Here is an 18,650-nt window from a genome sequence, read left to right as displayed (position 1 = left end):
GGGGTGATCGCCCGAAGGGAAAAAGTCTCGATACATGCCAGGGAGCACTTGGCCTTGGTCTTCACCATTCGCTGCTTCATATATCACCTAGTTTTCCTTGATTGTCGCCATCACTCGAAGTGTGTCCAATTCCTCAGGATCAATCGCAGTGGGATCACCTGACAACAATACAAAATCAGCCAGCTTCCCAACCTCAATTGAGCCTTTCCTGTCTTCCTCGAAGTGTTGCCATGCCGGCCAGATGGTCATCGCCTTCAAAGCGGTCATTACGTCCACACGTTGGTGCGCACCAAGAATATCGCCGGAGCGCGTGCGCCGCGTCACGGTCGCATCTAAGACCCGCATGCTGTCGGGAAATGCAACCGGTGCATCGTGGTGCGTTCCAAAAATCATTCCACGCTGGCGGACCCGACCAGTAGGCGAAATATTATCCGCATTCACGGGCCCTACGGTGCGTTCTCGGTGCCAGTCGCCCCAGTAAAAGGTGTGCATAGGAAAGAGCGACGGGAATAGTCCAAGACGATTTATGGCATCTACCTGATCTTCGCGCAGAAACTGCCCATGAATGAGAACGGGCCTGTTCGTTGCCGGACCATGTTCGGCAATTGCAGCTTCGGTCGCAGCAATCGGTCTTGTCAGAAGAACTTTGCTTGAGCGGGGCAGGGCGGCTGCGTAGCTTTTGTCCATGACCAGACCTGCCTCTTTTAAGTACTTCAAAACCAGTCCCGAGATCATTCGCCTTGCGGTGATGCTGTATATCCGTTTCCCGCTCTCGCTTCGGAATGTCGAAGACCTGTTGCACGACAGGGGAATTGAGGTGAGCCACGAAACTGTCCGATATTGGTGGAACAGGTTTGGCCCGATGTTTGCTGCTGAGATCCGAAGAAAGCGTGTTCAGCAATTGAGAGCATATTCCAATTGGAAGTGGCACGTGGATGAGGTTTTTGTGAAGGTGAATGGCAAGCGGCATTATCTTTGGCGGGCTGTGGATCACGAAGGCGAGGTGCTGGAAACCGTAGTCACCAAACGCCGAAGCAAGCAGGCAGCATTGAAATTCCTCAGGAAATTGATGAAGCGACACGGCAAAGCGGAAACCGTCATCACGGATCGCTTCGCGTCATATCGGGCCGCGCTCAGAGAGCTTGGTGCTACAGAAAAACAGCAGACGGGCAGGTGGCTCAACAACCGCGTCGAGAATTCACACCTTCCTTTCCGACGACGCGAACGCGCGATGCAGCGTTTCAGGCGCATACGAAGTCTACAGAAATTCGCCGCCGTCCATTCCTCCGTATACAACCACTTCAACCAGGAAAGATCGCTAGCCAGCCGAGACTCCTTCAAGCAGACACGCACCGCCGCTCTCGCCGAGTGGCGTCAACTTTGTTCCGGATAGGTTCGTGGTTTCTGCGGCAAACTGAGACTGGTTCGAATTCGTCTGACAGCACCCATTCGGCTACCCGTCCCCAAGAGGACGTTTGACAAATACACGCATACGTTTTCGTTAAGACCGAAGCAAAAACGCGTGAGTGCAGCGCGCTTAGGTTCGCCTGCGTAGTTTATTCTACTTGCAGATCGGCAATTCCAGTGGCGGTTGTTTGGGCAAGGAAGCTCTCCAACTGTTTATGATCGGTTGGAGGCTGCTTTTGGGCCAAAACTTTGGTGCGCCGATTGCTTGTAGGCAAGCTGCGTTCCAGTAAACTTCTGCTCGCGTTAGTGATTTTCCTTTTTGTACCGCCTTGGCGACAGCTTTGATGTCTTTCGATTCTGGGTAGATGTAGAGGGTCGTCGGGTTTCCTTCTACAAGCGCCAGGATTTCTTTAGAGGCGGACTGTGACCAGGTTGTACAACCATTGCTGCGACCACCCGTGTAGTTCACAAGCCTTCCGTAGGGGACAAAGCCGTCATTGTCTGCATGTGTGCTTTGTGGGTTTTTGAACCTGCATTGCCACTTTAGGAAAACGGCTGGATGGCCGCCGATGGCGCGCTCCCGAGCATTGCTCGTTTCTCCTTGACCATCAAATAAAAGGAACGTGCGGTAGAACGGCTGCGTTTTGCCGGATTGACTGTAATAGCCTTTGAATGACGTGCGGGTTTCAGCCGTCACATAGGCACCGCCGGCGGTCAGTTTCGATCCTTCTGCATTGCTGAAGTTCTTCGCGCATTGCCGACCATTCGAGAAATTGGCACGCTTGAGTTTTCGACCATTGCCGTAGCCGGACGAGACTGCTCGGAAGGACTTTTGCGACTCGCAGATGACGTAAAACCGCTTGCCGGGATTGCCGTTTCTTGTGGTACTTGGGCGGGTTGCATCTTTGGCAAGATAGCAGGGGTTCCTTACCTCGCCTCGACGTACTTTCTCTTTGTAAAGCGCTCGCGCCCTTTTCAAAACGATCGGGGCGATTTGCCCGTCACCCGTACCCACGTGCTTTTGTAACCACGCTGGGACATCTTGTGATATCGCTTCAACCCGGTCGGGCAGTGCGCCTGCCGCGATGGCAATTGTCATGACGGAGAGTGTGAGACGGAGTGAATTCGGTAGCACCGGGAGATCTCCTGCTAGAATGTCCTCGGGGCCAGTCTACCACAATTCCTATGCAATCGGGTGCCAGCCAAGTGTACAAACAAAGCTTCCTGTTGCCTCAAATCCCATTTTGCATTTCGAGGGGCTTTTCGTTCATCTTGAACAAAAGTGCTGCGACGATGCATAGGTGTCTGGACACTCGGAGATCGACTTCCAAGTGAATGCCATGATTACTCGCCGAAAGTCTCTGTTGGTAACCGCAATGGCTGATCCGCACAATGCGCGGGGACAAACGGTGGCGCTGAATGATGCGGTAAGCAGTCTTCCGCAGTTGCACTCTCTTCAAATTCAACACGGAGACGAGGTCATTTTGCTCAAGCCCAACATGGCGCTGGCTTGGATAGGTTGGCCAATCTGAAGTTTTGTTCGAAATGCATTGTGGCTCTGTTGCTATGGACGGCAATAGATCGGTAAGAAATCCCACCCGTAGTCGAATTTCCTTGTTGGGACCTCATTTAGTTGAGGAAATCTTCACCGAATTCACTTGCCACGTCGACCACACGGTTATCGTCAGTTTGAATGGAGTTCGCGGGATAGCCTCCTCCAAGTTCAGCCTGAGGGGAGGTCATCCAAAAAGCTCGTTGCCAGGGCGTCATATCGGCCGGCAGCGCTTTTAACACAGTTTCCATCAAGGGAAGCGGAGTTCCGTCTTCTGCGAACTGAAAAGATGGGTACGCGTCGATGCCTTCATATGGAACAGAGAAAACCTTTCCGGTCCTCTTCCAGATCTCACCTATTCGCGTGATTTGCCAGGAACCTTTCTTCCACTGCGCATGAACAGATCTATTGTCCAGCAACGGATATTTCCGGGCAAACTCATCTTTGCGGATGTCATCGATCGCGCAAAACGGTTCTTCGAATTTGGTGAAATACATCTTCTAACCAACAACACTCGTTGAAACACACAGGTCTATACTGTCAGAAACCCAACTGCTTGAAAGTAAGATTGTTCACACATTGCAGCACGCTTCTTAGTGAGGGTTCAGGTTCATATTATTGAATTTAAATGATTTATCTCTATTTTAGTTCGAAGGGAAATCGCCATTTACTCAGCGTAATAACCCCGATTGCTGCAGATCGGGGCGACAATCATTGCAACATGAACATATTGATCACACATCATGTATGAGCCGCGTAGAGGTCTGCTTCGAATGGGTTATACGAAGACTGCATTATTGATGGCCGCAATGACGGCCTTGTTCATGGGATTGGGATACCTTCTGGCCGGAGCGGTCGGCATGCTGTTCGCATTGGTGCTGGCAGCAGGCATGAACCTGTTTACCTGGTGGAACTCAGACAAAATGGTCCTTCGCATGCACAACGCAAGGCAAGTTTCATCTGGTGACCATGCGGGGTTGTCTCAAATGGTCGGGGATCTTGCAAAAAACGCAGGCATGCCAAAGCCCGCTGTGTATTTGATAGAAACACCCCAGCCTAATGCATTTGCTACTGGGCGTAATCCCAACAATGCTGCCGTTGCCGTCACTACGGGGTTGCTACAGACCCTCACAAGGGATGAAATGGCGGGCGTTGTCGCGCACGAACTCGCACATATCAAGAACCATGACACTGCGATTATGACCGTAACTGCCACGTTCGCGGGTGCAATTACGATGCTAGCAAACTTCGCACTGTTCTTTGGTGGAAGACGGGATAGCGCCGTTGGACTAGTAGGGACCATTGCGCTGATGATCTTGGCGCCATTGGCTGCGGGTTTGGTCCAAATGGCAATTAGTCGGACAAGAGAATACGCCGCCGATCGCGTCGGCGCTGAGATTTGCGGTCAACCTCTGGCATTGGCATCTGCCCTCGAACGTATTCAGCAAGGAGCTGCAAGCATCGACAACGACGCTGCAGAGCGAAACCCGGCGACCGCACATATGTTCATCATCAATCCACTTCATGCGCACTCACGTGACAAGCTGTTTTCAACTCACCCGTCGACGGCAAATCGGATAGCTGCTTTGCGAATGCTAGCCCAACAGTCTAACCCCGCCGACGAAAGCAGCTATACTCGTAGCAGAAAACCATCATCCGGGACTGGCCCTTGGGGGTGAAGGTCGCATGCAGGGGTCTTGTCAGATTAACTTTGCTTGAGCGGGGCAGGGTGGTTGCGTAGCTTTTGCCCATGACCAGACCTGCTTCTTTCAAATACTTTAAAACCAGTCCCGAGATCATCCGCCTTGCGGTGATGTTGTACATCCGATTTCCGCTCTCGCTTCGGAATGTCGAAGATCTGCTGCACGAACGCGGGATCGACGTGAGCCACGAAACTATCCGATATTGGTGGAACAGGTTTGGCCCGATGTTTGCTGCTGAGATCAGACGGAAGCGTATTCAGCAGTTGCGCGCGTTCTCCAAATGGAAGTGGCATGTAGGCGAGTTTTTCGTGAAGGTGAATGGCAAGAGGCACTACCTCTGGCGGGCTGTAGATCATGAGGGCGAAGTGCTGGAAGCAGTCGTCACCAAACGCCGAAACAAGCAGGCCGCGTTGAAATTCCTCAGGAAATTGATGAAGCGACACGGTAAAGCGGAAAACGTCGTCACGGATCGCTTCGCCTCATACAAAGCCGCGCTCAGAAGCTGGGCGCGCTCTAAAAACAACAGACGGGAAGGTGGCTCAACAACCGCGTCGAGAACTCGCACCTGCCATTTCGACGACGCGAACGCGCGATGCAATGTTTCAGGCGCATGCGAAGTTTGCAGAAATTCGCCTCCGTCCATTCCTCGGTCTATAACCACTTCAACCAGGAAAGATCGCTCACCAGCCGGGACACCTTCAAGTTGACACGAAGCGCCGCTCTTGCCGAGTGGCGCGAACTTGGTGCTGGATAAAGGACAGCGTCACTGGCCTATTAGAGACTGGTTCGAATTCGTCTGACAGCACCCATTTGCCGGGCACAACACCGGCCCCATTACCTCAGATCTTGATTACGGCCATCTTGTCCTGAGTCATGTCATGTATGGTGTAACCGATACCACCGGTATTGTAGCCCGACTGGCGACGCCCGGCAAAGGGCATCCAGTCTACCCTGAATGCGGTGTGATCATTGACCATAACCGCTGTTGCGTCCAAATGCTGAATGGCTTGCATCGCAACGTCGAGCGTCTTGGTAAAGACGGATGCCTGAAACGCATAAGGCAAACTGTTCGCAGCCTGATATGCGGTTTCAATATCGTCATAACCGTAGACGCAAACGACTGGGCCAAAAATCTCCGCTGTTGACACGCGGGCATCCTGAGGCGGGTTTAGCAGAACTGTCGGAGCATAGGTTGTCTGTCCCAAGGGTTTCCCACCGGTAAGCACTGACGCACCCGACTGAACAGCTTCATCCACCCATTGTTCGACCCGATCGACTTCGGCGGGCCGGATCAGGGGACCGCAATCCACATTGGCGTCCGTGGCATCGCCAACTCTCAGCCCGCTGGCCGCATCAGCTAGCTTCTGTGCAACTTCAGCGGCAATTTTTGCTGGGGCAAAGACCCGTTGAACGGAAACACAAACTTGACCGGAGTGATAAAAGCCTCCTTTGGTCAGCAACGGGATCATTGCGTCGATACCAGCACTGTCATCAACAATAACAGGTGCTGCGCCGCCATGCTCCAAGGCGCATCGTGTTCCAGGGGCAAGCTTGGACCGCAGCATCCAGCCCACCTTCGCCGACCCTATAAATGAGAAAAACCCGACCCTCGGGTCAGTGATCATTTTCTCGGCCACATTGTTTTGACATGCCGCGAAACGGCACCAGTCTTTGGGTAGCCCGGCCTGGCGAAGAATGTCGACGAACGCCCGGCAGGACAAGGGGGTGTCCAGGGCAGGTTTTACAAGTACGGGGCACCCGGCGGCCACGGCAGGGGCAACCTGATGGACGATCAGGTTAAGCGGGTGGTTGAAAGCGCTTGCTGCAACCACAACCCCAATCGGCTCACGTTGTGTGAATGCTATCCGACCTGACCCGGCTGCGGTCAGTTCCATGGGAATCTCTTTGCCTGTCATCTGACCGATCTCATGGACGCACAATTCAACGCCGTCGATGGCCCGTGTCACTTCTACGCGCGCATCAACCAGTGGCTTACCGCCCTCACTTGCAATAAGCAGGGCAAGCTCTTCATGCCGTGCGGTCATAAGCTGAGCGGTAGTCTTGAGGATTTCTATCCTTCTGAACGCCGGTAACCAGCTCTTACGATTGCGGTAAAGGTCATGAGCCACCCCAAGCATGGCGTCGATCTCACTGTCTGAACAGAGCCCAACCGTGCCAATGCGTTTCAGAGTGAAGGGGTTAACAACGTCCAGGGTGATTTCGCTCATATCAGGCACGCCTTCGCTGCCAGTTCATCAATCAGCACACGCTGATTTTCGCTGTAGTCAACAGGAAGATCGACAAGATGAACTCCGCCTGCTGCGAATGCCCGCTCAAAGACCGGCACCAGATCTTCCGTACGTTCGATGCGATGACCGGTTGCACCGTAACTGTTGGCATACTGAACAAAATCGGGGTTGTTGAACTCCAATCCCCAGTCATCAAATCCCGCGTGCGACTGCTTCCAGCGGATCATGCCATACGAACTGTCGTTCAACACGGTCACCACCAAATTGAGCCCGAGCCGCACCGCCGTTTCAATTTCCTGACTGTTCATCATGAAACCGCCATCACCGCAGATCGCCATCACCCGACGATCTGGGTTAAGCTTTGCCGCCATCATGGCTGACGGCAATCCGGCTCCCATGGTTGCAAGAGCGTTGTCTAAAAGCACAGTGTTTGGCTGATAGGCTTTGTAGTTTCTCGCGTACCATATTTTATAGATCCCATTGTCCAGCGCGATGATATCGCAATCCCCCATGACTTTGCGGGTATCAGCCACAAAGCGCTGCGGGATGACGGGAAAACGGGCATCGTCGGAACCTGCCGATGTGTGCAGGTCCGTTTCCTCTTTGATACGGTGGAAATAGCTGCGGTCAAATTCCAACGGCCCACCCAGAATGTGCCCGAGCCTGGCGATGGATTGCGTCAGATCCCCCACAACTTCGACTTGGGGAAAATAGACCTGATCGACTTGCGCGGCCTTGTAGTTCACGTGGATAACTTTGGTGCCGCCTTCCTCCATAAAAAAGGGCGGTTTTTCGACAACGTCATGCCCGACGTTGATGATCAGATCGGACCGGTCGATGGCGCAATGCAGGTAATCCCCGTCCGACAGGGCCGCGGTTCCAAGGAAAAGATCGGAACGCTCATCCACCACGCCCTTGCCCATCTGGGTGTTGAAAAAGGGGATTTGCGTGTCCTTCACAAATTGGCTAAGCGCACTGCGTGCGTGTTTACGGTTGGCGCCTGCGCCCAGCAACAACAGCGGCATTTTTGCAGACCGGATCATCTCGGCCGCTTCGTTCAGGACAGTATCGCCAGCCACGGCATAGTGGCGTAGATGGGGTTGCAGAACGCATTCGTCCGTGTCCTCGGCCGCGATATCCTCGGGCAGTTCCAGTAGCACTGCGCCGGGGCGTTCTTCCTGTGCCACGCGAAATGCCTCGCGGATCAGCGACGGGATGGTATTGCCGTGGACGATCTGCTTGGACATCTTGCAGATTGGTGCAAACAAGCCCACCACATCAATTATCTGGAACTGACCTTGCTTTGATTTCTTGATTGGCTTTTGCCCCGTGATCATTATCAGGGGCATTCCACCGAGATGCGCATAGGCAGCGGGTGTGGCGAAGTTTGTAGCACCCGGTCCAAGTGTTGCCATGCAGACACCTGCTTTTCCGGTCAGGCGGCCATATGTGGCCGCCATGAAGGCAGCCCCCTGTTCGTGCCGTGTCAAAACCAGTTCGATCGAGGATGTTCTGAGAGACTCGAGAACATCCAGGTTTTCTTCACCGGGAACGGCAAAGATATACTCGACGCCTTCAGCTTCCAGCGCAGCGACCAACAAGTCTGAGGCTTTGGTGTGGGATGATGTGCTGATTTGTGAATCTGACATGCGTTCTCCTGCATTTGTGCGGGTTAATCTTACACGACCAGCCCGCAGGCAGCACCGGCTACCTTGTTCCATTGATTTTGAAAGGATTATTCTGCCGCCGATACCGGTGTCGGTTCCTGATACAGATCGTCCATAGAAACCGAACGCCCGTTATCCAGAACGATGCGTGCATGATATCGTTTCAGCAACCGGGGTTCGGCGACGCCACAACTATGGGCAATGATGCCAACCTCTTTTTTCATGTTCCTGGCATAGCTTGCGACGCGCTCGGACTTGCTGGCCGGATCAAGGCCAAACTGCAGCTTGGGGTCATGGGTTGTGATCCCTGTCGGACAGGTGTTTTTGTTGCACTGCAACGCCTGAATACATCCCAGCGCGAACATGAAACCCCGTGCCGAGTTTACAAAGTCCGCCCCTGCGCAAAATGCCCAGGCCACTTCGGACGGGTTGATCATCTTGCCGCTGGCGCAGATTTTCACCCGGTCGCGCAAGCCGTATTTCTTCAACATATCAACTGTCAGCGGCAGGCTCTCGCGCAACGGCATACCCATGTTGTCAATCAAACTCATGGGAGCAGCGCCAGTCCCGCCATCGGCACTGTCAATGGTAATGAAATCCGGAGCGCTTTCTGGTCCACGCTTCAGAATTTCCTCACACAGGCTTTCGAAAAATCCGTATGCCCCAATCACCGCCTTGAAGCCGGTCGGCTTGCCTGTGACGTTGCGCACGTAGTCGATCATGTCCAACAGATCGCCCACATTGTTGATCTCAGGGTGTCGGTTGGGGCTGATTGCGTCCTGACCGACTTCAAGTCCGCGAATGGCAGCAATGTCTTCGGTGACCTTCGCACCGGGAAGTATGCCACCCTTGCCGGGTTTCGCGCCCTGGCTTAACTTAATTTCAAACATCTTCACGGCATCATGCCTCGCTACTGTGCGTAGCTTGTCCTCGTCAAACCCGCCTTCTGGTTTGCGAACACCGAATTTGCCGGTCCCTATCTGAAATACTATATCTGCTCCGCTTTCCAGATGATAAGGCGACAAGCCCCCTTCGCCTGTGTTGATCCAGATCCCGGCCTTTTTCGCTCCTTCGGACAGGGCACGCACGGCCGGAACCGAAATTGCACCATAGCTCATGCCTGAAATGTTGAAGACAGAGGCGGTCGTATAGGGGCTTCGCGCAAATGGCCCGACCGTTACCGACGAGGGGTCTTCGGCGTCCTGCTCCAATGTGGGAAACGGGCAATTGACGAAATAAACCGTGCCGGTTGGCCGCAGATCACGCGACGACCCAAAGGCCACGGTGGAATCCACGTTTTTGGCAGCCCGATAGACCCAAGATCGTTCGGCACGGTTGAATGGCATTTCTTCACGGTCTTGGGCAAAGAAGTACTGCCGAAAGAACTCTCCCATATGCTCAAAAAAATATCGAAATCTAGCGACGACAGGATAATTGCGCCGCAACGTGCTTTCGGTTTGGGTCTTGTCGCGAAAGTAGATCACCACGACCCACAATACCGCGATGCCAATGGCAAAGATAAAGGCATAAGATAAGAATTCCAGGATGTTCAGGACCACACTGGTTACGTCAGACATTCTCTATTGCTCCTGCAAGTGGCGTGGCATGCGGACTGGACAGCGACGTGTCATCCGGCCCGCTGTTCACGGTTCAATTCACATTGGGTCCAAAGAGCGTCTAATCCAGTCACAAGGTGATCAAAATCTGATGAACCATGTACGGGCGACGGGGTAAATCGCAGCCGCTCGGTGCCGCGCGGGACGGTTGGGAAATTGATCGGCTGGACATAAATGCCATGATCGTCCAGCAGTATGTCGCTGAGCTTTTTGGTATGCACCGGGTTGCCGACGATGACCGGAACGATATGGCTGCCATGGTCGATCAGCGGCAAGCCCATCCCCTTCAGCCGCAGCTTTAGGATTTTTGCCTGTGTCTGGTGCTGCTCGCGCAGTTCCGGCGTGCGCTTGAGATAGGCGACCGAAGCCGCCGCACCAGCTGCAACCGCAGGCGGCAACGACGTGGTGAAGATGAAGCCAGGTGCATAGGAACGCACGGCGTCACACATCTTGGCACTGGCAGCGATATAGCCACCCATGACACCGTACGCCTTGGCTAGCGTGCCGTTGATGATGTCGATGCGATGTACCAGCCGGTCACGCTCGGTCACGCCACCACCGCGCGGGCCGTACATGCCTACCGCGTGTACCTCGTCGATATAGGTCAGCGCGCCGAATTCACCGGCCAGATCGCAAATCTCTTCGATGGGGCCGAAATCGCCGTCCATCGAATAGACCGATTCAAAGGCGATCAGCTTGGGCGCGGCGGGATCGTCCGCCTCCAGCAGCTCACGCAGATGGTCCACATCGTTGTGGCGAAAGATACGCTTGGCGCCACCATTGCGACGCACACCTTCGATCATCGAGGCGTGGTTCAGCGCGTCGGAATAGATGATCAGGCCGGGGAACAGTTTGGGCAAGGTGCTCAGCGTCGCGTCGTTGGCGATATAGGCACTGGTGAACAGCAGCGCTGCCTCCTTGCCATGCAGATCAGCCAGCTCAGCCTCAAGGCGCTTGTGATAGACCGTGGTGCCCGAGATATTGCGGGTTCCGCCCGACCCTGCGCCAGCCGCATCAACCGCGTCATGCATGGCTTTCAGCACCTCGGGGTGCTGCCCCATGCCCAGATAGTCGTTGCCGCACCAGACGGTGATATTCTGCTGCGATCCATCCGGACGGGTCCGAACCGCATGCGGAAAGTGCCCATTGCGGCGTTCGATATCAATAAAGGTCCGGTAACGTCCTTCGTCATGCAGCCTGGCAATCGCTGTATCGAGGTGATCAGTATAATCCACCGATGCCTGTGCTGCCAATCTCGGCGGGCGTTGCGGGTTTGAAAAACACTTCATTCGGATACTCCGATTGGACGCTCAGATACACTTGAAATCCGCAAAGTTGATACAGGCACAGCATGTTCATCCCGTCGGCAGCGGGGATTGGATCGGGTTAAACCAATCCCCGCTTTGTTACCTCAGGGTGAGTGGGGGCACAGGTTGCTCAATCAATCTGGTGCGACTTCTCCGCGCTCAGCACTGGGTAAGCTTCGGTATAAATCCAGTCCGTTTCCCGGGCGGGCACATGGCAAGTCTTGCATTCGAATTTGTAGTCTTCGGTCGTGGTCGTTTCACGATCTTCCACATCGAAGTAAGCCCAACCCCAGCCGTCGCCCCAAAGGTCATTTCCGTCAAACCGGTCGTGCTCGTCTTTCACCATGACAAACCAGCCCGTAGTCTCGGTCGCATAGGCTGCGGTACCAGTGGTGTACTCATCGGTTTTGCTCTCTAGCAGTTCCTTGATCAAAACCGCACCGTCGGGGAACGACCCGCGTTCCAGATAATATTCAATCACGCCCGGCTGCGTATAAACAACGTGCTGTCCGGTGGCTTCGCCTTCGTCCAGAATGGTCCAGCTACCCAGCATTGGCCAACTGGTACGAAACTCGCCCCTGGGCATGTGGATGTTGCCATTTGATCCAACGACCCCTTGGGTCGACACAGAAAACTCCTGTGCCGACCCGGGAAGCGCTCCGATTGGGCCTATCAGAGCGAGGCAACCCAATAGACGCATCACTTTTCAATTTCCCTGAAGGGCACGAAGCACCGGGTAGAACTGGGTAAATACGAAATCAGTATCTGCATTGGATTCATGGCAGGCGTTGCAGGATTCTGCCGGGAAGGCCTGCGCTGTTTCAGCATATGGTTCACCTTCGTGCCCAAAACTGTAGTAGACCCAGCCGCCCGGTTCGCTGCTGAACCGTTCCGTATCTTTGACCGTCAGTTCAAGACCGACGAATTCACCCTGAAAGTACCCGTTGCCAGACACTTCGAAACAGGCGCCATCTTCTTCTGTGCAATTGTCGCCTTCGCGGATCATCACCAATTCTTTGGCAATCTGCGTACCATTCGCCCATTCACCGGTTTTGGCAAAGTGGTCAAAGGCCGAAGGCTCGACATAGACATTGTGAAACTCTGGAAAAGGTGCCTCGCCGTCATTCAGGGCATTGGGGGTCAGTGGCGAGCCGATGAAAACCCAGCGACGATAATCGGTGGGAACATTGATTGACCCGTCGTCATTAAAGACTGCTTCGGTAATAGTTTCTGCTGAGGATTGAGCTAGAACTGCACCCGCCAAAACAAATGCGACAATTCCTGTGGCAGTGGCGTAATGTGTTAGCTTCATCGAGAGGTCTCCTTTTGGCTGACCTCAAATCTAGTGCCCCAAATTTTATATTTTGGTTATAGTTTGTATAACCGGCCCACCCACCTCCCTGAGGTACAAGACACTATGGATCTTCGTCGCATTCGATATTTTCTTACCGTCGCCCGTACACTCAATTTTTCTCAGGCTGCGAGAGAATTGAAGATCTCGCAGCCTGCATTGAGTAAAGCCATCCAACAGCTTGAAACGGAGTTTGGCGGATCTCTAATCCGAAGAGAAGGGAGGTTGACGCACTTGACCCGCCTGGGTGAACGCATGCGCAACTCTCTTCAGGAAGTGGAGGACGCGGCAAATCGAGCTGGACAGCTTGCATCGCGAATTGTGAAGACCGAAACCCCGTGTATCCGTATCGCGATCATGTGCACAATAGATCCAGGCAAAGTCGGTCGCTGTTTGGCACAGTTTCAGCAAGACCACCCGAACCTGTCCATCGAGTTGCTGGACTTCACCGCCGCAACGATTCAAGAGGCGCTTTTGAATGGCATGGTCGATGTCGCGATCCTTGGCAGTCCTGTCGAAGCTGTTCCGCGGTTGCGCACGCATGAATTGTTTCAGGAGCGCATGGTAATGTCCTGCGGTTCACAAAATCGTCTAGCTCAACGCGAGTCGATTCCCCTGAAGATGATAGCCGAATTCCCCTATATCGACAGGTTGCGATGCGAGTTTCGCGATATGATCCTGTCGATGATTGACAAGAACGATGTGAGCCTAAGTGTAGTGGCCAGCAGTGAGCGGGAAGACTGGATAAAGTCATTGCTTGCGCAGGATCACGGTATCTCGATCATGCCGGAAAGTTCTGCCAGTTCAGCTGGCCTGAAATCAGTGATTTTGCAGGATCAGAAACTACTCAGATCGGTTTATTTGACAATCCCTGCTGGTCGCGAAGACCAGCTCCCTGTTCAAGCGCTGATTAAACACGTCAAATCGTTTAATTGGACCATTGCATCGGAGTAAGTGAACGCTTTCGTATAGTCTAACCGACAGCACCGAAATACAACTCTCCCTGCCCAAAGCAGGCATATGTTGGCATGGCGTTTGATTACATTGCATCTGCAGTAGCGCAGCTCCTCCAACAAACCAAGGCGGTTATTTATCCACACCGCAGCATACGGAAATTTGGGCTCGAAGTAGTCAATCGCCGCGCTAGCAGGAATGTCTGCTCTGCAGACAAAGCAGCCACAGAACGCAAGTTCGACCTTACCAATGAACGAAGACCACGAATGACAATCACAAGGACTTGGTTTTTCCTCTACGACACGCTCGTAATCAGAAAGAGAAGGTTACACCAACCAGTGGTCCTGTTTGCATGACGTCATAGGCGAATGTCCCATCGGACCGTTCCGTCTCATAATCGATTTCGTAGTGCCGCCATCCGAAACGAATAGAGGTATTTTCCCAAGCTTGATAGGCGAAGCCCAGCGAAACACGCCAGTGGGAGTTGACATTTTCGCCACCAAGGCCTGCGTCAGCCGCAGCAACCAAGAACCAACGGTCCGAGAGCTCCCACGTGCCACGAGCGCCAACAACCACCTCGGTCCATGTTTCAGTCCCGCCAAGGGTAACGCTAGGCCCCATAGTGGAAACGTCAGCCTCCTGCTTCAGTTCGTTGTAGCGAAGCCCAGCTTGAAGATCGACGGAATACCGGTGATCGTTCTTGCCATAAACCCCATTTGCAACTTTGTAACCGCCCAAAAATCCGATCCACGATTGCTTAACATCGAGGTCAACGTCAATGTTCCCGGCCGGAAGTGGGATGGATTGTTCGGTCCCTAGCTTTGCGTAGTTTGCGTCGACTATGAAACCCCAATTCCCCGTCCAACCTTCGTATTGTGCCGAGATACCGAAGTCTAAGAGTTCCAGCGCGTCTTTAAGATCCAAATCAAGATCAACGCTGGTATTTGCAATAGTCGACGTCCCCGTTAGCGATTGCGGAAGAAAACCGTAGACAGTCACGCCATGTCGCCAGTCTTCAGAAATTGAGAGAGCTACGGGTTCGGCCTTCGTGACCGAGGGTAACATTATGCCGAAAGCAGCAGCGATAAGAGCCAGGGTTTTCGATGAGAAAAAGAAAGCAAGTTGCATCACATTCGGTCCTTCAATCGCGCAAGTTCTAAATTGTCCTGACCGGACTGCGCCGGTCAGGACACTTGATCGGGGGCCGTTTAGTCCGACTTTCCAGTGAGACCTTGAGCAAACAGGATGTTGTCCACGAGTTCCTTTGTTTCAGGTCGAAGGTTTTCAATTCCGCCATATAGTGGCCCATGCCCGGGAGGCATGTCAGGATAAAGTTCTTTCATGGCAAGATGGCGTTGGGCCATCAGACTGAAATTGGCACCGAAACCTACTCCAATACGAATGGAGTCCTGCGGCCGATCCTCACGCGGGTTCTTGTATAGGTCATACATGGCAGCGAGGATGGGATTTCCGCCCGGAGGTGGCAAATGCATCTTGTATTGCTGCTTGACCAGAGATCTCAGCACAAAACCTTCGTAGACAAATACATAATCTCGACGCCCATGCGTTTCCCCGAGAAGCCAAAGCGCGGTTTGATCAACCCCGTCGATAATCCGGTCGCGTGGGATGCTCGCCTCGCCGTCGCCCAGTCGCGCAAAGGTGCTGAAAAGATCAGAAACGTGGGTGATATCTTTAACACGTGTCCCTTCCTCAATCATCCCGGGCCAGCGGACAAAGGCATTAACACGAACGCCACCTTCCAGATGCTCGGTCTTGCCGCCGCGATAGATCCGGTCGGACTGGCCGCTCTTGTCGACGAACTCCATGAACGGGCCATTATCTCCCATGATCACGATGATCGTATTATCTGCTATTCCAAGTTCCTCGATCCGGGTCAGGATTTCACCGATGTAACCATCGACCTTAACGATAGCTTCTGCGACCGGTCCACCGTTTAGAGTTTGGGCCTGTTCGATATCAGTCCTGGTAAAGCTGATCGGGAACAACGGCCAGTACTGCAAGAAGAACGGCTTGTCGCCTTTGGCAAGCTTTTCCAGTTGATCTAGAGTGCTCTGCTTGTAGCGCTGCCCCATGGCGACATAATCGTCCTGCGAGAACTTCTGTCCCGGCTCCATGTGGACCTCGCGTATTGCTCCACCTTTTTCACCGACGGTTCCATAGACCATTGCGTAAGGGTCGATGCGGAATGTGTCATCCAGCATCAGATCAGTTGAACGAAGCCGCAGATCGACACCATCAACATGTCCTTCGTTCAAAGCCGTCGAATTCATCAAGGCAAGTTGCGCCTGTTGGTGAATCGGATGTTCGGCATAATCGAAACCTTGGTTGATCGCATAGCTTTGCTCGATATCACCCATGTGCCACTTGCCGATATGAGCCGTTGCGTAGCCATTTTCGCTCAGCACTTCGGCCAAGGTTACTTCGCGGTCCGCCAAACCCTCGCCCTCAGGCACCGCTTTGGCCTCATCGAAACCGGTCCGGACCGGGTGTCGCCCGGTCAACATGGCGACGCGAGTGGGTGTGCAAGACGGTTCGGTATACATCCGCATCATGGACATACCTTGGTCTGCGAAGTCCGTGATGTTTGGTGTCGAGTATCCACGTACCACGTCGAGATCTGGCATTCCGACTTCGCCAAACCCTATGTCATCCAGCAGAATGTATAGAATGTTTGGGGGGTTTCCGCCGTTTTTTTCTCGGAACTCCGCCAGCTTGACGTCGATGTCTTTGTCTTCAGTTGCCCAGCGATCACCGTGCTGGCGCTCCAGAATTCGATACTCGGCGTCTCGAATAATCGAACCTTCTTGAGCCTGAGCTATGGATGTCGACAAGACAAGTGCGACTCCGAAAACCGGCACTAGTAATTGATTTAGACTTCGCATTTTTGCTCCTCTTTTTGTTGCATTGTGAAACGGTGTCCGCGGCGCACGAAAATCACCCGGGCGTTCCAAACTCTCTTGTCTGTTGTTCCAATTGACCCCGCTCTGTTCAGTCGGGTTCGAGCTTTGCCAAAATTTCCTTCTTCAACCCTGCAAGGCTACTATTGAAGGCATCGTTCCAGACATCCTGTTGAGCGAATTCGCATTGCTGGCTCGTCATCAAAAGTTCGAAATCTCTGCAAATCTCGTCAAGCTCAGCGTCCGTTTTTCGGCGCTTCTGAATTTTTTCTGCAAGTCCACCAAAATGCTTCTCGAATACTCGCATGTGCCTGTCGAACCCTTTATCTCCCGCTAAGATCACATTACCTACCGCTGAAGCCAGTGGGAGTTTCACACGGTGAGAAAGGGGTGAAAATCCTTTCAATTTGACCGTTTATCAGTAGTCTGCTGGGATGGGTCCTAGGGAAACTACAGCCAACAAGCACCCGCTTTGGTCGGGGCAATTGGAGTTGGAAGAAGTTCGTGAAGAGCTCAATCGTGTAAAGTCCAGCGAGCTTTTCTCAGGCGCGAGTCGGCTCTCTGAATTGCTGGACTACATCGTAGAACAGAACCTTCTTGATCCCACACGAAAGCCGCTCGCCAAAGCAATCGCCGAGGATGTCTACGGCAGACCTCCGGATCAAAACGGTGACAGCCATAACATCGTTCGGGTTGACGCTGGACGTCTCAGGCGCCGGCTTGCACAGTATTTTGCCGGCCCGGGAAGAGACGACCCAATCCATATTCATATCGATCCCGGCGGGTATGTACCTCGTTTCGAACTCAAGTATTCCGCGGACACACAGACTGAGGGCGTTGCGACAGATTTGCAACCCTATAGCAGATTGAAAAACAGGGCGATTCAGATTGCCGTAAGCATCTTCGTGGCGCTTGGTGTCGGTTTAGGCTTGGGGATCACAATCAGTTCTATGGGAGAAACCACGACCGACGTTTCCGGACAATTCGAGACCTCAAATGATCCCACGCTAGAGGCAGAAAGGCGCGCACATCTGGCGAAGTCGCCGTCTAGCCTTCAAGCGGTGACGCTCTCAGATCAGGCGCGAAATCTGATTTTTCCCATGATTGAGCGGGCACAGGTTGAATTAGCTTTGGCGATGTTCCGTCATGCAATCGAGAAGGACGAATCCTACTTTGGCGGATATGCAGGTGCATCCCAGTGTTTGGCTGCTTTTGCGATTTTTGCGCCAGACGGTCCTGAGCGTTCTGCTCTGCTAAAGGAGGCGCGCCATTTGGCCAACCAAGCCGAAGTTCTATCTCCTGCCAACTCATGGACGCAATCGGCACTGTCCTGGGTTGACCTTGCCGAAGGAGATACAAAGCGAGCCATGGAGCACGCAGACATTGCCTTGGATCTCGCCCCTAAGGACGGCAACGTACTAGATTTCTATGCAATGGTCATGCTTGCGACTGGCGACTTTGACGCAGCACTCGCCGCGTCGACGAGCGACCGTCCGCGGACTTCGGGCTTAGGACGATTTGCAAACAAGAGTATCTATGGCGCTGCTAGCTTTCACGCAGGAAAATACGAGCAAGCCATCGACGCTCTCAATGCCGCCACCCGCGCCGGAGACCCGATTTCGGCTCCCACTTTGATCTACCTCGCAGCAGCGAATGCGGCGCTCGGAAATCAAGCAGAGGCCTTAGCCTTGGAGACAGACTTGAAGCAAAACTGGCCGACAATTGACACTATTGCTCTTTTGGATCGCCTTTATGTGAATCCAGAGCAGGTTCGCGCCCTAACTGATCACTTAAGTACCATACCTCAAAGGTGAGCTTTAGGCTCAGAGAAGCCGTAGCCGCGGAGCAGAAAGTAAGGGTTGGACAAATGGCCTCTGTGGGTGGCTCCTGCATTGCAAGTGTTTTCTGGTGATATTCGCGGTCTTT

The 18,650-nt window shown here is 53.4% G+C and carries 17 protein-coding genes and 1 pseudogene; 6 read left to right on the top strand and 12 right to left on the bottom strand.

Annotated features, from left to right (window positions below; translation table 11 throughout):
* Window positions 1–87 precede the first annotated feature (87 nt).
* Window positions 88–735 (bottom strand): amidohydrolase family protein, encoded by a 648-nt coding sequence (locus tag RUE5091_RS21890; RefSeq protein WP_243470855.1) that lies wholly within the window; start codon window positions 733–735, stop codon window positions 88–90.
* Here RUE5091_RS21890 and RUE5091_RS21885 point away from each other — a divergent pair.
* Entirely contained in the window at window positions 686–1,393 is a 708-nt protein-coding gene (locus tag RUE5091_RS21885) for an IS6 family transposase (RefSeq protein ID WP_058284073.1), read from the top strand. The genes RUE5091_RS21890 and RUE5091_RS21885 overlap by 50 nt on opposite strands.
* Before the next feature lie 168 nt (window positions 1,394–1,561).
* Here RUE5091_RS21885 and RUE5091_RS21880 read toward each other — a convergent pair whose 3' ends face one another.
* Window positions 1,562–2,506: a murein L,D-transpeptidase catalytic domain family protein gene (locus RUE5091_RS21880; RefSeq protein ID WP_058284072.1), complete on the bottom strand. Its 945-nt coding sequence runs from the start codon at window positions 2,504–2,506 to the stop codon at window positions 1,562–1,564.
* Window positions 2,507–2,783: 277 nt separating this feature from the next.
* On the opposite strand from RUE5091_RS21880, the gene RUE5091_RS23365 reads away from it, so the two are divergent.
* The gene (locus tag RUE5091_RS23365) at window positions 2,784–2,939 is read left to right on the top strand and encodes a hypothetical protein (protein ID WP_165590824.1); all 156 of its coding nucleotides are present in this window, start codon (window positions 2,784–2,786) and stop codon (window positions 2,937–2,939) included.
* A 97-nt stretch (window positions 2,940–3,036) separates the two neighbouring features.
* Here RUE5091_RS23365 and RUE5091_RS21870 read toward each other — a convergent pair whose 3' ends face one another.
* The gene (locus RUE5091_RS21870) at window positions 3,037–3,456 is read right to left on the bottom strand and encodes a hypothetical protein (RefSeq protein ID WP_058284070.1); all 420 of its coding nucleotides are present in this window, start codon (window positions 3,454–3,456) and stop codon (window positions 3,037–3,039) included.
* A 276-nt stretch (window positions 3,457–3,732) separates the two neighbouring features.
* Here RUE5091_RS21870 and htpX point away from each other — a divergent pair, with 276 nt between their 5' ends.
* The gene (gene htpX, locus RUE5091_RS21865; RefSeq protein ID WP_058284083.1) at window positions 3,733–4,638 is read left to right on the top strand and encodes a zinc metalloprotease HtpX; all 906 of its coding nucleotides are present in this window, start codon (window positions 3,733–3,735) and stop codon (window positions 4,636–4,638) included.
* A gap of 71 nt (window positions 4,639–4,709) precedes the next feature.
* A pseudogene (locus RUE5091_RS21860) lies at window positions 4,710–5,416 on the top strand (IS6 family transposase).
* An 85-nt stretch (window positions 5,417–5,501) separates the two neighbouring features.
* Here the strand turns inward: RUE5091_RS21860 and RUE5091_RS21855 are convergent.
* From RUE5091_RS21855 to RUE5091_RS21830, 6 genes are all read right to left on the bottom strand, one after another.
* Window positions 5,502–6,890 carry an aldehyde dehydrogenase family protein gene (locus RUE5091_RS21855; RefSeq protein WP_058284069.1) on the bottom strand — a complete coding sequence of 463 codons (1,389 nt, stop codon included), beginning with the start codon at window positions 6,888–6,890 and terminating at the stop codon, window positions 5,502–5,504.
* Window positions 6,887–8,560, bottom strand: a complete 1,674-nt coding sequence (locus tag RUE5091_RS21850) for an acetolactate synthase large subunit (RefSeq protein ID WP_058284068.1) — start codon at window positions 8,558–8,560, stop codon at window positions 6,887–6,889. The genes RUE5091_RS21855 and RUE5091_RS21850 overlap by 4 nt, the downstream gene beginning before the upstream one ends.
* 86 nt (window positions 8,561–8,646) lie before the next feature.
* The gene (locus RUE5091_RS21845; RefSeq protein WP_058284067.1) at window positions 8,647–10,155 is read right to left on the bottom strand and encodes an FMN-binding glutamate synthase family protein; all 1,509 of its coding nucleotides are present in this window, start codon (window positions 10,153–10,155) and stop codon (window positions 8,647–8,649) included.
* 50 nt (window positions 10,156–10,205) lie between these two features.
* The gene (hemA, locus tag RUE5091_RS21840) at window positions 10,206–11,429 is read right to left on the bottom strand and encodes a 5-aminolevulinate synthase (protein WP_058284082.1); all 1,224 of its coding nucleotides are present in this window, start codon (window positions 11,427–11,429) and stop codon (window positions 10,206–10,208) included.
* A 202-nt stretch (window positions 11,430–11,631) separates the two neighbouring features.
* Window positions 11,632–12,129 (bottom strand): cytochrome P460 family protein, encoded by a 498-nt coding sequence (locus RUE5091_RS21835; RefSeq protein WP_243470854.1) that lies wholly within the window; start codon window positions 12,127–12,129, stop codon window positions 11,632–11,634.
* Between the two features lie 78 nt (window positions 12,130–12,207).
* Complete coding sequence (locus tag RUE5091_RS21830) at window positions 12,208–12,813, bottom strand: cytochrome P460 family protein (protein ID WP_058284065.1); 606 nt, start codon at window positions 12,811–12,813, stop codon at window positions 12,208–12,210.
* Between the two features lie 105 nt (window positions 12,814–12,918).
* Here RUE5091_RS21830 and RUE5091_RS21825 point away from each other — a divergent pair, with 105 nt between their 5' ends.
* Entirely contained in the window at window positions 12,919–13,806 is an 888-nt protein-coding gene (locus RUE5091_RS21825; RefSeq protein ID WP_082643781.1) for a LysR family transcriptional regulator, read from the top strand.
* A 312-nt stretch (window positions 13,807–14,118) separates the two neighbouring features.
* On the opposite strand, the gene RUE5091_RS21820 is transcribed toward RUE5091_RS21825, so the two are convergent.
* The 3 genes from RUE5091_RS21820 to RUE5091_RS21810 form a co-directional block, all read right to left on the bottom strand.
* Window positions 14,119–14,934, bottom strand: a complete 816-nt coding sequence (locus tag RUE5091_RS21820) for a hypothetical protein (RefSeq protein ID WP_058284063.1) — start codon at window positions 14,932–14,934, stop codon at window positions 14,119–14,121.
* Window positions 14,935–15,014: 80 nt separating this feature from the next.
* Window positions 15,015–16,709: a sulfatase-like hydrolase/transferase gene (locus RUE5091_RS21815; protein ID WP_058284062.1), complete on the bottom strand. Its 1,695-nt coding sequence runs from the start codon at window positions 16,707–16,709 to the stop codon at window positions 15,015–15,017.
* 106 nt (window positions 16,710–16,815) lie between these two features.
* The gene (locus RUE5091_RS21810; RefSeq protein WP_131726366.1) at window positions 16,816–17,031 is read right to left on the bottom strand and encodes a hypothetical protein; all 216 of its coding nucleotides are present in this window, start codon (window positions 17,029–17,031) and stop codon (window positions 16,816–16,818) included.
* Between the two features lie 184 nt (window positions 17,032–17,215).
* Between RUE5091_RS21810 and RUE5091_RS21805 the strand changes: the two genes are divergently transcribed.
* Window positions 17,216–18,538 (top strand): tetratricopeptide repeat protein, encoded by a 1,323-nt coding sequence (locus RUE5091_RS21805; protein ID WP_131726365.1) that lies wholly within the window; start codon window positions 17,216–17,218, stop codon window positions 18,536–18,538.
* The last annotated feature ends 112 nt before the right edge of the window (window positions 18,539–18,650 follow it).

The organism is Ruegeria denitrificans (genome assembly GCF_001458295.1).
In the GTDB taxonomy this organism is placed as follows: Bacteria; Pseudomonadota; Alphaproteobacteria; order Rhodobacterales; family Rhodobacteraceae; genus Ruegeria; species Ruegeria denitrificans.
Note: the sequence above shows the minus strand (reverse complement) of the source record. Positions and strands in the feature narration are given on the sequence as shown.